5 protein-coding genes and 1 tRNA gene are annotated in these 15845 nt (G+C 65.3%); 2 read left to right on the top strand and 4 right to left on the bottom strand.

Annotated elements, in window-relative coordinates:
* Positions 1-157 precede the first annotated feature (157 nt).
* Positions 158-1057: a DUF6544 family protein gene (locus tag P2T57_RS13065; protein WP_276299651.1), complete on the bottom strand. Its 900-nt coding sequence runs from the start codon at positions 1055-1057 to the stop codon at positions 158-160.
* Between the two features lie 218 nt (positions 1058-1275).
* Between P2T57_RS13065 and P2T57_RS13060 the strand changes: the two genes are divergently transcribed.
* Positions 1276-2265 carry an alpha/beta hydrolase gene (locus tag P2T57_RS13060; protein WP_276299650.1) on the top strand — a complete coding sequence of 330 codons (990 nt, stop codon included), beginning with the start codon at positions 1276-1278 and terminating at the stop codon, positions 2263-2265.
* Between the two features lie 68 nt (positions 2266-2333).
* Here the strand turns inward: P2T57_RS13060 and P2T57_RS13055 are convergent, their stop codons facing one another.
* From P2T57_RS13055 to P2T57_RS13045, 3 genes are all read right to left on the bottom strand, one after another.
* Complete coding sequence (locus P2T57_RS13055) at positions 2334-13349, bottom strand: OmpL47-type beta-barrel domain-containing protein (protein WP_276299649.1); 11016 nt, start codon at positions 13347-13349, stop codon at positions 2334-2336.
* Positions 13350-13622: 273 nt separating this feature from the next.
* Positions 13623-14039, bottom strand: a complete 417-nt coding sequence (locus tag P2T57_RS13050) for an RNA-binding domain-containing protein (protein ID WP_276299648.1) — start codon at positions 14037-14039, stop codon at positions 13623-13625.
* Positions 14036-14620, bottom strand: a complete 585-nt coding sequence (locus P2T57_RS13045) for an AAA family ATPase (RefSeq protein WP_276299647.1) — start codon at positions 14618-14620, stop codon at positions 14036-14038. Before P2T57_RS13045 ends, P2T57_RS13050 begins: the two co-directional genes overlap by 4 nt.
* Positions 14621-14881: 261 nt before the next feature.
* On the opposite strand from P2T57_RS13045, the gene P2T57_RS13040 reads away from it, so the two are divergent.
* A tRNA-Arg gene (locus P2T57_RS13040) sits at positions 14882-15034 on the top strand.
* Positions 15035-15845: the final 811 nt, after the last annotated feature.

Genomic DNA, 15845 nt, shown 5'->3' with positions numbered 1-15845 from the left:
TGATTCGCCGAGCGTCTGCCGGTGGTCTGTCGCACCGAGCGCACCGGTGGCGGGCGGCCGTCGGCCGCCCGCCACAGCCATGGATATAGATATATCTATTTTTCATATAGCTATAAGTTATCTAAAGAATGAATTTCGATTCTTTACGTCCGCCAGACTACTCCGTGGGCCAGTATTCCGCGTCGGTAATCGTCGCGCGCCAGTAGGGCAGATTTCCGTCGGGTAGGTTCCACTCGACTTCGCCCTCGGTCGGGACGAGCAGGCCGTCTCTCTCACGATAGTTCCACAGATGGCCGGTCCACGTCGCGCGCTCGAATTCGCCGTCGTCGGTCTCGCGCGGTCGCTCGGCGACGACGCGCTCGACCTCGTTGCGGTCGTTGAAGTGGAACACCGCCGAGACCCGCGTGCCGTCGTGTTCGAGGACCGCCCGAGCGGAGTCGTCGTCTCGGGCCTCCCACTCGACGCCCTCGCCGGGAACCAGCGCGGTCGGGAACCAGACGGCCTCGACCAGATACCGGACGAGTTCGCCCTCGTCCAGTTCCCGACTCGGGTCTGCGTCGGCGACCGGGAACGCCCCGAGGAGCGCGGCCCGAAGCACTCCCTCACCACCGACGTAGGCGTCCACGACTCGGACCGGGACGAACGGGGCCACATCGATGGTCGCGTCCCAGACGAACCCCGGCGGGCGGACGGTGACCTGTTGGGTCGCGCTGAGGGGCTTCCACGCCGATTCCGGGCCGCCGAGGCGGAACTCGCCGCGCTGTTCGAGGCGACCCGCCCGGACGTAGGAGCGACCGTCCCGAATCGCGTTGTCGAGGTAGTCCCGAACCGGGTCGGGCAGGTCGGTCAGGTCGTCGTCCGTGACGGTCCGGTCCGTGTCGGTGACGATTCGACGCTCGCCCCCGACCACGCGGTCCGGCCGGGCGTCGGCCTCCGAGAGGAGTTCCCCCACCAACTCGTCGCTCGCCCGGTCGAACCGACTGCGACCGACAGCGACAGCACCGAGGCCGACCGCGGCGACAGCACCGAGACCCTTCAGAGCGGTTGTGACGCGCATGCTCGACCTTCGCCGCCCGAGGCCAAGAGCGTCGCGGCGGAGGCGGACCTCCTCGTCGGCAGGTCCTACCGAGGAGGTCCGACGAAACCGTGACCGCGGAAAATAGATTCACCGGCAATATTGCAGAATCTAATCCGGACGAGTCGTCGGTCAACCATCCGAAACCGATTCGGCCGTCTGACCACTGCATATTTTCCTGTCGGCCGTGAATGGCACCCATGACCGAACCGCTTCGCACCGACCTCGACCCGGAGGCTGTCGCCGTCGTCGCCGACATCCGGTCGGCGGGCGTCCCCGAGTGGTCGGCCCTCTCCGTCGAATCCGCCCGGCGCGTCGAGGACGAAGCCTTCTCCGGCGACGACCCGCCTGCGGTGGGTTTCGTCCGCGACGTGGCGATTCCCGGCCCGGAACAGGAGATTCCGCTCCGCGTTTACAGGAACGAAGGCCTCGGAGACGCCGACTCCGCGCCGGTCCTCGTCTACTACCACGGCGGCGGGTGGGTGCTGGGCACGCTGGACTCCATCGACGGCGTGTGCCGCAGACTCGCCCGCCGAGGAGACTGCGTGGTCGTCTCGGTGGACTACCGCCTCGCGCCCGAACACCCCTTCCCGTCCGCGGTGGACGACGCGTTCACCGCGCTCCGGTGGGTCGCCGACAACGCCGAGGACTTCGGCGGCGACCCGAATCGCCTCGCCGTCGGCGGGACCAGCGCGGGCGGCAACCTCGCGGCGGTGACCGCGATTCGAGCGCGCAACGCCGCTGAGTCCCGCCAGACGGCGCGCTTGGGCGGCCTCGGCGACGACGCGCCCGAAATCGCCAGACAGGTCCTCTGCTACCCCATCACCGACCACGCTTTCGACACCGACTCCTACGCCGAGAACGCCGATGGGCCGCTCCTGACCGAGGACGACATGCGGTGGTTCTGGGACCACTACCTCCGGAGCGAGGTCGATGGCGCGAATCCCTACGCCTCGCCGCTCCGAGCGCGGGACCTCGCCGGCCTCCCGCCCGCGACGGTCGTGACCTGCGGGCACGACCCCCTCCGCGACGAGGGCGTGGCCTACGCCGAGCGACTGGCCGAGAGCGGCGTCGCGGTCCGCCACGACCACCACCCCGACCAGCCACACGGCTTTCTGAGCATGAGCGAGTCGATTTCGGCGGCGGACAGGGTGTTTGACGAACTCGGCGAGGAGTTACAACACCTCTGAGCCAAATCGGCCGGTGGGTGCTGTATCGGCGATGTGGATGAAAAATCAGCGAGTTTCAGATTCCGGGTCTATTCTAGACGACGAGCGACCAGCAGACCGGCGGCGAGCGCGGCCAGCGTGGCCGAGACGCCGAATCCGGGGATACCGCCGCTACTGCCGGAGTCGCCGTCCGAACCGTCGTCGCCCGACCCGTCGCCGGAGTCGCCGTCGCCGCCTTCCGCGGTCGTTGCGGAGTCACCCGCAACCGAGACCTCGCCCGCAGAGACCCCGTTGACCGCGATTTCGTGGGTTCCGGGGGAATCGAGGGTCACTTCGACCGTGACGGTCTCGGACTCGCCGGGGGAGACAGTCACCTGCTCCTCGGCGACGGTCTCGCCGCCGACGGAAATTTCTGCGGTCGCGGTCCCAGCGCCCTCGCCGACGTTTTCGACGGTCGCAGTCACTTCGACCGTCCCGCCGGCTTGGACCTCCTGCGCGCCGACAGAGGCCTCGGTCACCGAGAGGTCGCCGCCCTGCGCGCCGACCGCGAAGGTGCCGACGCCGGGCGCGTTCGCTCTCAGGACGTACTTGCCACCGCGCTCGGCGACCACGCTGGTCTCGATTTGCGTCCACGACCCGCCGTCGAGTCGGTAGAGCGCGACGTTCTCCGCCACAGCGGCCGATTCGGCGGGCACCGCGAACGTCACGCCGACCTCGGCGAGCGCCGACGACGAGATGTAGGTCGTACTCAGATTCAGGTAGCCCAGTTCGGTCGCGTCGAGCGCGCTGGCACCCTCCGGCAAGGTCTGACTGACTGCGCCGTCAATGAAGAAGCGCGCCTCGGCCTCCTCGCTCTCGGGCGTGACCACGAGGCGCTGGACCGTCACGTCGCCCACGGCGATGCCGCCGTCGAGCGAAACCCGACCGGCCGACCCCGACCGAGCGTTGGCAATCTCGGCGCGGAACCCGGTCTGAGTCAGTTCGACTACCGAGACCTGCACCGCTGGCGGGGGCGCACCGCCCGCGCCGCCTCCGCCACCGCCGCCGCTTCCACCGCTACCGCCACCACTGCCGCCGTTTCCGTCGTCACCGCCCGACGAGCGATTCGCCACGGTGAACGTGATGGCCCGCGACGCGGCGTTGCTCGCGTTGTCCGTCACGGAGAGCGTGGCGTTGTAGGTGCCCGCGGAGAGGTTCCGGGTGAACGCGAGGCCCGAGTCGGTCACGTCGGCCTCGCTCGTCACGTCCTCGGTTCCGCCCGCGTCCTCCAGCGTCAGCGTGACGTTCGCGGGGTCGATACCCGAGTAGCCGTCACCGTAGGACGCCGAGAGCGTCACGTTGCCCGCGACGAGTGAGTCGTTCTGCGGACCGAACGCGGTGATGTTCGGGTCGGCCGACTCGGTGTCGCCAGTCACCGCGTAGGTCGAGAAGTGGGGCGCTTCGATGTCGTAGGTGTAGGTGTCGTCGGTCTGTCCGACTCGCCGAGCGTCCACCTTGGTCCACTCGGATGTCGTCTCGTTCTGGACCCAGAACTTGACCGTGCCGGGCAGAACGTATCGCTGGCGGACCCGCGACTGCTCGACCGTGAGCGTCACCGAGGCGTTCTCGATGTTGTCGTTCGAGACGCTGGTGTTGATTTGCGGGAAGTAGAGCGAGGTCCCGTTTTCGACCGACGAGTTCGTCGGGTTCGACTTCGACGTGCCGACCTTGACGCTGGCGTTTCCGGTCTCGTTCTCGGGGTCGATGGTGACCGCGCCGACGTTGGTGTCGTCGGTCTCGGCCGAGAGCGTCCCGTTGTCGGTCTGGTTCATTTCGACCTCTCGACCGACGCTGTACTCGCCGGCCTCCACGACGCGCTGGTTGCCCGCGAGGTCGGTAATCACGACCTCGAAGGTGTGGTTGCCCAACTTCGGCGAGGCCGGAACCGGCCCCTTCCCGTCCGGCCCGACCGAGACGCCGCCGACGGTCACGTCGGCCACGCCCCGTCCGTCGCGGGCGTCCACGACGACCGAAATCGCGTGTTCGGGCAGAATCTCGTCGGTCCGGTTGAGACCCGGACTCGACCCGAACTCCGGCTTGGTCGTGTCGATGCTGACCGTCCGGGTCCGGTTGGTCTCGACGTTGCCCGCGAGGTCCACGCTGTAGAACTCGACGGTGTGGTTGCCGTCTTCCGTAATCGTGAGGTTGCCCTCGTAGACCGACCAGTTGTCGTCATCGACGCGATAGTACGTCTCGCTCACGCCGCTAGTGGCGTCGTCTGCCGACAGGTTCACCGCCACGTCCGAGTCGTACCACCCGTAGTCGCTCTCGGTCGCGTTGGTGGCGAACTTGGTTTCCGGGTCGGTCGCGTCGATTTCGACCGACGAGGACCCGTTGTCCTCGTGATTCCCGACAGCGTCGATGGCCCGGTACTCGACGGTGTGTCTGCCGTCGTCGGCAATCGTCACGTTCCCGTCGTAGGTGGTCCACTCGCCGTCGTCCACGCGGTACTCGACGCGCTCGACGCCGGTGGTCTCGTCGGTGGCCGTGACGTTGACCGAGACGGCCGAGGTGAACCACCCCGACTCGCCAACGTCGCCCGAGGCCTCGACCGACGAGTTCGGCGCGTGGGTGTCGATGGTGAAGTTCTGGATTGCCCGGCGCTCGGCGTTGCCATCGGCGTCCACGCTGTAGAACTCGACGGTGCGGTTGCCGTCGCCCGAAATCGTGACGTTGCCGTCGTAGGGCACCCAGTCGCCGCTCCCGCCGAGTCGATAGTTGGTCTCGCTGACGCCCGAGAGAGCGTCGCTCACGGTCAGGTTCAGCGTCACGTCGGAGGAGAATCCGGCGTCGGTCTCGGTGCCCGAGAGGGTCGCCGAGGTGTTCGGCGCGCGGGTGTCCACGACCGCCGAAACGGTCCGGTTCCCTGCGCCGTCGTTGCCGTGGGCGTCCACGGCTTCTACGAGTCGCACGGTGTACTCGCCGTCTTCGTCGGCCTCGAGCGTCCACTGATAGGTGTAGTCGCCCGCCGTCTCGTTCTCGGACAGGTCCACCTCGGTCAGTCCCTCGTGAACCAGCGAGATGCCGACCAGCGACTCGTTGCTGTCGAACGTGACGACGACGCTCCGACCGTCTGCGCTCGTCGCCGTGAAGTTCGAGATTTCCGGCGCGTGGGTGTCCACGACAACCGAATCGGTCTGGCCGGTTGCGCCGTCGTTGCCGAACTCGTCCGCGGCGCGCTCGACGGTGACGGTGTACTCGCCGTCAGTAGCAGGCGCGTAGGTCGCGGTGTAGGTTCCGCTGTCGTTGGTGAAGTCGGCCTCCGTCAGGGTCGCACTGTCGGGGCCGGAAACCGAGACTGCGATGTCCCCTAGCGACTCGTTGGCCGAGAAGTTCACCGCAATCGACCCGTCGGCGAGCGAGCGCGCCGAGAAGTCTGCGACTTCGGGGATGGTCGTGTCCACGACGACAGTCCGCGAGAGGTCGGTCCGGTTCAGGGTGCCCGAGTCGTCTGTCACTCGGTCCAGCGTCACGCTGTAGGTCCCGTTTGCGCCGTCTCGGACCGAGTACGTCGCCTCGTAGGTCGTACCCTCGACGTGCGAGAAGCCGATTTGGGACATGAAGATTGGCACGTCGCCGCTCTCGTTGACGATGGAGACGGCGGTGTCGCCCGCCGAGAGTTTCTCGTCCGCCGTGAGCGTCGCCGTGATGGTCCGATTCGCGTAGGCCGCGTCGAAGTCGGTGACGTTCGGCGGAACCGTGTCCACGAACAGGGCTTCGGTCTGGCCGGTCGCACCGTCGTTTCCGTGGGTGTCCTCGGCGAGTCTCAGCCTGACCGTCCAGTTTTCGGTGACGCCCGAATTCACCTCGTAGCGACTCCAGTACTCGTTCTGGCCGGTCTCCTCGAACGACTGGAGGTAATCGACCGCGTGGCCCTCGTCGTTCTCGATGACCACGCTGATTCGGTCGGCGTCCAACGTCTCGTTGGCTGACAATCGAACGTCGATAGTGGTCGCGTCGAGGGTCGCCGAGAAGTTCGAGATTTCCGGCGCGTGGGTGTCCGCCACCGCGGAAGCGGTCTGGCCGGTCGCGCCGTCGTTACCGTAGGCGTCGGAGGCGTTGCCCAACGTTGCCTCGAAAGTCCCGTCGGTCCCGTTCGAGACGTTCGCGCGGTAGGTGTAGGTCCCGCTGTCGTAGGATTCGCCGAAGTCGGCCCGCGAGAGCGTCTCGCTGACCTCGCCGCCGACCGAGGCGTTGATGCCAGTCAAGTCCTCGTCGGCGTCGAGAACGAGGTCAACGTCCTGCCCGTCGGCGACGACCGCGAAGTTCTGGACGGTCGGCGCGAGAGTATCCACTTCGACCGCGACATCGACCGTCGTGTCGTACGTCGCGGGGTTCCCGGCGGGGTCCTCGGCCCGCGTCAACTCGGCCGAGTACCACTGGCGGTGGACCCCCGAGGAGACATCGTAGGTCGCGGTGTAGGTGTCGGTGGACGAGACCGCGAAGGAGTCGAGCGTCACCGCGTTCCCGTCTGCGTCGGCGACTCTCACGGTCGTCGCGCTCTGGTTTAGCTCCTCGTCGGCGTCGAAGGTGACGGTGAGCGTCCCGTTCTCGAACGTCGCGTCGAACGCCGAAATCGTCGGGGCAGTCGCGTCCACGAAGGCCGAGGCCTGCTGGCCCGACGCGCCGTCGAGTCCGTGGTCGTCCTCGGCCCGAACTAGTTCGGCGGTCCACGTCTCGTTGACGCCCGACCCGGCGTCGAAACTCGCAGTGTAGGTTCCACCGGACGCGCTGAACGAGTCGAGCGTCCGAATTTGCGCGCCGGACTCGTTGGTGACGTTTGCGATTACGCTGGAGGAGTTTAGCTCCTCGTCGGCCTCGAACGAGACGGTCACGGTGCCGGCGTCGTTCGCCATCGAGAAGTCGGAGACGTTCGGCGCGTGCGTGTCAACGACGGTTTCGTTGGTCGGTTCGCCCGCGACCCGGTTGCCCGCCGCGTCGGTGGCGTTGACGAGGGTTGCGCGGTAGGTTCCGTCTTTGTTGACGTCGTAATTGACTGTGTACGCGTAGGTTCCGATACGTGTCGCACTGGTCAGATTCGTGAACGTAATAGTATTGCCATTGCTATTATTTAGATTGACTTTACGTGTCTTTAGTTGTTCTTGGGAATGAATTTCAATCTTCAGCGTTGATTCAGAGATACCCGAAGACACGGTAAAGTACGAGATTTCCGGAGGAGCGTTGTCCACTTCTATCGACCCGCTACTGACGTTGGTGTTGCCGGCCGCGTCCGTGGCGGTGACCGGAATCGAGTGAGTGCCGTTGTCGGCGTCGGACACCGTGACCGCGGCGGCGTAGGTGTCGGCGAACCGGTGGGTGAGATTCACGGTGCCAGCGCCGAGTGCGGTCGCGTTGGCGGTCACGTTCGCCACGCTGGTCCGGTTCTCGACGACGGTGGCCTCGATGCGGACCGTCTCGCCGTCCGTGACGAGATTGTCACTGTCGTTTCGGTCGAGTATCGAAGTATACACCGCCGGGGCGTGGGTGTCCACGACCACCGAGGACGACTCTCCGTTCGCGCCGTCGTTACCCGCGAGGTCGCTGGCGTTGACCAGCGTGGCCTCGAAGCGGCCGTCGCGGCCGTCCGAGACGTTCGCGGTGTAGACGAGTTCGGTGTCGTTCCGGACGAGCGTGAAGTTCTCGCGCGTGAGGGTTCCCGAGGCGTCGCCCCCGAGGTCAACCGTGAGGTTGGCTAACTCCTCGTCGGCCCGGACCTCGACGTCGAGATTCTGGCCGGTGGATTCGAGGCCGAACTGGGTGATAGTCGGCGCTGTCTCGTCTCGCTCGGCCAGCGTGACCGAGACTGCGGTGTCGTTCGTCACCGAGAGGACCCGCGAGGAGGTCTCGTTTCGGTAGCCCGTGGCGTTCTCGGGCGGCGTGACCTCGATGGTGACGTTGCCCCGCACCTCGATACCGGGGTTCACAGACGGGTTCGAGATTCGCATCCGACCCTGCTCGTCGGTGGAGAGGCCCGCAATCGCTGTGGTCGCTTCGTCGTGGGTGTGTCTGACCCTGACGGAAGCGTTCTCGACCGGCAGGTCGCTCTCGTTGACGACCGTGACGTTCAGGACGTTTGCCGGGGGAAGCGACACGTTCCCGAGGTCGGTCGATTGGGAGGCGTTCACCGACGCGACGGAGTAGAGGTCAGGCGACCCGTCGCGGGGCATGAACGTCTCGTCCTTGTCGGTGAAGTTGCCCTGATAGTACTGCACGTCGTAGGTGCCGGAGGACTCGCCGACCGTCAGCGAGAAGCTACCACCGGCGTCGGTGTAGGCGAAGCCCTGTCCGCTCACGTCCTCGGCCGGGACGAAAACGAGGTCGTCAGCGGCCGCCTCGCCGGTCTCCTCGGTGATGTTGCCCGAGATGTCGATGGAGTCCCGAAGGACCATCGTGAGGTTCGTGGCGTTCGTGACCGTCAGCGAGGTTTTGGTGGGTTCGTAGGTAGCGTTCTCCGGCGGCTTGACGATGACGTCCACCTCGCCGGTGACCTCGAATCCCGGTCCGTCGCTGGTCGGCGGTTCCATCATCCCCTCGGCGTTGGTCGGCACGCCGTGCATGGCGATGGCGTCGCCCGCGCCGTGGTGGCGAATCTTGACCTCGGCGTTCTCGATTGGCGCGCCAGCGGCCGTCTCGACCGTGACGTTCAGGTCGTAGGCCTCGGGAAGGGCCGCCGAGAGGTTCCGCGTCTCGCTGGAGTTGTACCGACCGAGCGCGTAGAGGTCGGGCGACCCGTCGTCGGGGAACGCGAGGTCCGCGTCGGTAGCGAGGTCGTCTTGATAGTACTCCAGTTGGTACCGCTCGTCTGGCTCGAGTTCGACCGTGAACTCGCCCGACGAGTTGGTGTAGCCCCGCGTTCCGGGCGAGTCGGGGAGTCGCTTGAACCCAACCGTGTCGCCGCTGGCCGCGGTGCCGTCGGACTCGTCGATTCTGGCGGTGAAGTTGACCCGGCGCTCGGTTAGCGAGACGGTGACGTTCCGGTCGCTCGTAACCGTGACATTTCGGACCGTGGTCTCGTTCACGAAGCGCGTGTTGTTCTCGGAAGGACGAACCTCCACCGTGACGTTACCCGTCATCTCGACGCCCCGGCGGTCGTACACCGTGGCGTAGCCTGCGGAGTCGGTCGTGAATCCAGCGAAGCCAGCGGTAGTGTCTAATCTCCGGTGGACGACGGCGGCGTCAGCGCCTTCCACCGGGTCGCCGTCCTCGTCCACGACCCGGACGTTCAGGACCGAGGCGTTCGGCAAGTCGCGGTGCCCGAGGTCCATGTCCTCGGTGACGTTCACCGTATCGACCACGTACACGTCGGGCGAACCGTCGCGCGGGAAGGTCGCCGAATCACTGCCGTAGCTCTGGTAGTAGTTGATGCTGTACCGCTCGCCGGCCGCGAGACCGGTGAGCGAGAAGTTCCCACCGCTGTCGGAGTTAGCGGTCGGGAAGTCGTCTGCCGTGTCGCTGGTAGCCGCCAGCAGGTCGTCCGACGATGGCGTCCCGTCCGCCTCGTCTATCTGTCCGGAGACGTTGACTCTCTCCTGTAGCGTGATGGTGAGATTCTCGTCGCTCGTCAGGTCGGAGAAGTACTGGGTGTACATGTCGTCCACGAACCGTGACGAATCGGGCGCGTAAACCCGAGCGGTCACGGTGCCGACCACCTCGATGCCAGCGGCGTCACCGGGCGAGAGTTTCCCGTTCGCGTCGGTGGTCGAGAAGAGTCCGATGCCGTGACCGATACTGCCCTCCGTGCGGGAGTCACCGACGTAGACGGTCACGTTCGGCACGGGGTCGCCGCTTTCGTCCACGACGGTCACGTTCAGAACGTGGGCCTGCGGCGGGGTGACGGTGCCGACGTCGGTCGCATTTGTCCCGTTTGCGAGGTCGAACGTGTAGAGGTCCGGCGACCCGTCGCGGGGCATGAAGTCGGGACCGCGCTGGTCGCGGTCACCCTGATAGTAGCCCAGCGCGTAGGCGAGGTCGGCCTGTTCGGCCAGCATCGAGAAGTTCCCGTCCGAACCGGTTTCGGTGACGAACTCGTCTTCTCCGGCTCGCTGTCTGGCCACTACATCGACGTTCGATGCGGGGTCGCCATCGGATTCCTTGAGCGTTCCGTTGAACGTAACGGCGTTGTCTTCGAGAACGACAGTGACGTTCTTGTCACCAGTGATGGTCAGGTTCCGGGTGTAGTTCTTGCCGACGAACAGGTCGCTTTCGGGCGGTGTCACCTCCACAGTGACCTCGCCCGTCACCTCGATGCCGCGACCCTCGCCGGGAGTTATCCACCCCTGCGAGTCCATCGAAACGCGGGAGAGGACCGTCGTCGCGTTCTGCCCGTGGTGAGCGACCGAGACGTTGGCCCCCGGCACGGCCTCGCCGCTCTCGTCCACGACTCGGACGTTCATGACCGAGGCGTTCGGCACCTCGAACCGACCGAGGTCGGTGTCGCCGGTGACGTTCACTCGGTCGAGCGCGTAGAGGTCCGCCACCCCATCGCGCGGGAAAACGGTCATGGCGTTCCAGTCCTGATAGTAGCCGACGGTGTAGGGCGCTCCCGTCTCGACGCCGGTCACGGTGAAGTCGCCGGTCGCGTTCGTGTAGGCGGTTTCGAAGTCGCCAGTCACGTCGCTACTGAGGGACACGAGGTCGTCAGACGAGGCGTTGCCCGCCGCGTCCGTGACCAGTCCCGACACCGAAGCGCCCGCCGAGTCGAGCGTGAGTGTGAGGTTGGTGTCGCTCTGCACGTCGATGACCTCGGTATAATTCGAGCCAGCAAACCGGGTGGTTCCGTCCGGCGGGGCGGCCCTCACTCGCACGTCGCCGACGACTTCGATGCCGGGGCGTCCGGCGACGACGAGTCTACCGTCGGCGTCGGTCTCGGCGGTGAAGGGAACGTATCCGCCCTCGCCGTTCCGGATTTGGAAGTCCATGACATCGACCTCGGCGTTCGAGACGGGCGCACCGCTCTCGTCCACGACGGTCACATTCAGGACGTGCGCCTCCGGCAGGGTCACGTCGCCGAGGTCCGAGGAGTTCGTCGCGTTCACGATGCCGAGCGCCTGCAGGTCCGGCGACCCGTCGCGGGCCATGAACTCGGCGCTCGGTTGGTCGAAGTCGCCCTGATAGTAGCCGAGGAGATAGCTGTCGTTGGCCCCCTCGGCCATCATCGAGAAGTTCCCCGTGGCGTCGGTGGTCGTCTCTGCGCTTCGTGACGAATCGAGCGCGTAGGCCACCACGTCGTCGTCAACGGCGGCGTCACCGTCGGCCTCGGTGAGGTCGGCCGAGTAGGTCACTCGGTCCGGGAAAGGCTCCTCGACCGAGGCAATCGCGCCGTCGGCGTCCACGAGGCCGTACCCCGTCTGGCTGTTGGGTTCGGTGCCTCGCAGGGGGACCGCGGAGGATTCGAGGCGCTCCTCGACTTCGGCAGGGGTGAGGCTCTCGTTCGCGTCGAGCATCAGCGCCGCCACGCCAGCGGTGTGCGGGGCGGCCGCCGACGTACCGTAGAAGCCATCAGGATACGCGGATGTCGGCATGCCGTCGGGCGCGACCACATCGGGTTTGACGCGGCCATCGATGGTCGGACCGCGCGAGGAGAACGATTCCAGTCTGTTGTCCTCGTAGTGGGTCGCACCCACGGTGATGACCTCCGGACCGGTCGCCGGCACGGTGAGACTCCGGGCCTTCGTCCAGTACTCGGGGTCGGAGTTGCCGCGGAAGAACACGTCGAAACTCGATGTTCCGTTAGCGCTCCGATTGTAGATTCGCAGGTAGACCGGTTCGTTGACGTACTCGTAGATGTACTCCGTCGGGTTCTGCGTGCCGTTCTGGTAGGTCGCCGAACCGGCCACGATGTCGCCGCTGGCGTTGTAGAGATACGCGTCGTAGTTCTCGTTGCTTCCACCCCAGTCGTTCCAACTGATGGCGATGCTTACCGCGCCAGCACCGCCGGCCGGCGTGACGTTCATCGCGTCGTCGGTGGCGGTGAAGTTGAGCCAGCGGTCCTCACTGCTCTCCCACGTTCCGTTCCAGTGGCTCTGGTCGGCCTCGTTGCCCGCAGAGGTGAGCCACGTCGTGCCGTTCTGGACGGAGGTGTCGATTTCGCGGTTCATCTGAGCGGTGCCGTCGAGCGGGCCGACGTTGTACCAACCCAGTGACATCGTTACCACGTCGGCCGAGGTGTTGGCCTCTATCCAGTCGATGGCCTCGTAGAGTTCTACCTCGGTTCCGACTTTCACCGCGACGATGGACGCGTTGGGTGCAGTGTCAGCAACGAGTTCGGCAGTTCCGGTCCCGTGGAGTCCGGACTCGTTCTGCATCGTGTTCGGACTCCCCGGCGAACTGAAGTTGCGCCAGTCGGTGAGTTGGTCCGAGATTTCGGGATTCGTCACGTCGAAACCCATGTCGATGACCGCGACGGTGACGTTCTCACCGGTGACGCCCGCGTCGTGGACGTTGCCCACGTCCATGTTGCTCAGGCCCTCACTCCGGATTTCGTCGGTTTCGGGAGTCCGGGGTCGGCGGGCGAACTCGACGGCGGGTGATTCCGCGAGCGAGGTGACCGCGGCGGCGGGGATGCGGGCCTGCACGAGGTTTCCGTGGCGGGCCTGCACCTCGCCGTCGTAGTTACCGACGAGTCCGGCGACCTTCTCGCTCTGGCCGGACGAGGAGCGGACCACGACCTGTACGAACTCCGTGCCGCCGGTGGAGTCGGCGGTCGGGCCGGTGGCGGCCAAGTCCACGCGGTCGAGGAGCGCCGACGAGACTTTGGGGTCCGCGGTTCGCGCCGAGGGTCCCGACCGATTCTCGGTCTCGTCCTCGGTCGTGGTCGTCTCGTTGACTGTCGTGGTTTCGGCGACTGTGGTCGTCGTTTCCGTGATTGTGGTCGTCTCGTCGTTGGCAACCGTCGTGGTCGTCGTCAGCGTGGTCGTGGCATCGTTGCCGCCGGTATTGCCGGCCTCGTTGCCCGCCACGCCGAGGCCGCCGTTCGGCGCGAGCGCCGACGCGGGGACTGCGGCGGTAGCGGCCGAAACCACCAGCAGGATGGAGAAGAAGACCGCCGAGAGGCGCTGGCGGGTCACGCCGGGCCTCCCGCACCGTGCGACAGCGCAACAGCGTCACACTCCGAACGTCTCTCAATCGTCTGCGCGAGCGCCGACCGGACGGCGGACCACCCGGCGGTCGCGTGGATAAATGATAACCAGACTACGTGTCTGAATTCACTCATTACCGACGACTCACATCAATCAGTGATAAAATTTTGTGAATTAACGCGATAGTCTATCGAGCCGTCATCGACTACCGAGGGTCGGGTGCAATCCAGTCACCGCTCGCGGGGGGAGAACGATGTCGCCTTACTCGTCGTCGCTCGTAATCGGTTGGCCTTCCTCGGTCGGCGGGGCGATGTGGTCCACGAACTCCTCGACGGCCGGTTCCTCGACCCGGACCCGGACGTGGATGTCGCCGAGTTCGTCGGGGTTGCCGACCGCGAAGTTGACGACGCCTTGGAAGGCGGCCTGCTTCTTTAGGTCGAACGAGAAGGTGTTTCCGCGGCGACTCCCGAAGAACTCCCCGCGCGCGGTGTCGAGTATCTCTTGGCGGTGGAGGAGTTCCGAGAAGTGGTCCAGCGAGTGAACCTCGGCCGAGACCTCGCCGTGTTGCTCCTCGGGTTCCGCGCCGGGGAAGATGTTGGCGATGGCAGTGGCCACTCGGTCCGCGATTTCGGTATCTTTGACTGGTGCGGTAATCTGAACGTCGATGCTGTGAATCATACTTTCTGCTCCTGCTCGTCCTGTTCGCGTTCGAGACCCTCGACGCCTTCGTTCAGGAAGGTGCGAATCTTCTCGTGGAAGGCCTCCAGCGTGGTGGTGTTCTCGACCGACACGTCGGCCCGCGCGATTGCCTCGTCCATGCCGAAGCCCCGCTCGCGCTCGTCTCGCTCGCGGAGGGCCTCGCCGTCGTCGGTGTTGTCCCGACCGCGGGCCTCGACTCGCTCGGCCCTGACCTCGAAGGGCGCTTCGATGCTGACCAGCGTGAACGCCTCGCCGAAGGCCTCCTCGAAGCGCTCGACCTCGACGCCCGCCCGGATGCCGTCCACGAGGACCGTCTCGGCGTCGGCCAATTCGGCCTCGATAATCGGGAGCGAACGCTGAGCGATGGCGTCCGGACCGTTCTCCTCGCGGAGCGCCCCCGCGATTTCGCCGTGGTGTTCGGCCGGGTCGAGACCGCGGTCCCTGCACTCCTGCCGAATCACGTCGCCCATGGTGACGACGGGAATGCCTAACTCCTCGGCGACGGACGCGGCCTCGCTCTTGCCGCTCCCCGGCAGGCCCACGGTTCCGATTACTCTCATTGGATGCTGGTAGTGGTGAGTCGCGCTTAAACGCTGTGTTCCGGAAAGGGAGAGTGAGGCGGGTCCTCGGTCCGCGAGACGCGGGAAGCGGCGAGGACTGAGGAAGTAGAGAATTGAAATTAATTATTTAGGACACAATCTATTGTCTTTAGATATTGTGTAGTTGTCTTTACTGCTACTGAGACCGGGGACGCGGGCATCGAGAACGCCGACGCTAAAATCCTAAGTTCTTTTGCCGACGGCCGATATACGACAGCACGAGGGCACGTAGCTCAGTCTGGAAAGAGCGTCGGACTTCTATCCCGGTCGGTGCGCTCGCGGTTCCACCGCTCGCATCGTTGAGGCACTTCGCGCCTCGCTACGCCGATTGGGGAAGACATCCGACGGTCGTGGGTTCAAATCCCATCGTGCCCGTGCAACGAGGAGCGCCGGAGGCGCGACGAGTGAACCGGTGCGAAAGGGGATTTGAACCCTGCAAGTCGCAGGCCCGGAAGCACAGCGAAGCGAGCATCCCGGACCGTCTTGCTCCGGTTCAAATCCCATCGTGCCCGTGAACCTTTTCCAGCGGTCAGCGCATGAACGCGCCTCCCTTGCAAAACGTTCATGAAAAGCACGGCGTCACCCCCTCACTCGCGCCGAAGGCGCTCGTTCGAGGGATTCCTTGGCCCGCTCGCTTCGCTCGCGGTAGAATTGCTTACAGGGCCGCCACCGTATCACTACCGCAAAGTCGCCGCACCGCCCGGTTCGACTCTCGGAGCCGTCGCTCCGCATTTCCCACTACCGCAAAGAATAATCGAATCCTCAGAACAGGTCGCCAACGTCGTTGATGTCGGACCGGCAGAACGGACACCGATAGCTGGTCTGGAAGTCGTTGCGCTGGGCGACCGTCCGCGTTTCGAGTTCGTGCATTGCGATACTGCGACCACAGTCGGGACACGCTACCTTCGTCACGAAAGATTCGTCTATGGCCCAAACACTTAAATTGCATTGTAAGATGATTAGAGAAATTTTGTGGCCGACCGTGGAGGCCACTCGGGGGTGAGAGCGAACTTCCGGTGTGTAACTACCTCTCCAGATTACACTTTCTGTTTAAACGTGGCAAAAATTGTTGGAACTCCGTGAGAGAGGTTCTACTACTTCCCGAACCGGAAGATATCACTCCTCGCAAAAGCGTCGATGAAAAAGACCGCAGTTACTCCTCGAAGCCGTCCTCGAACCGGAAGAT

The sequence above is a fragment of the Halorussus lipolyticus genome, assembly GCF_029338375.1.
GTDB lineage: Archaea > Halobacteriota > Halobacteria > Halobacteriales > Haladaptataceae > Halorussus > Halorussus lipolyticus.
This window is presented reverse-complemented; position numbering and strand designations above follow the sequence as displayed.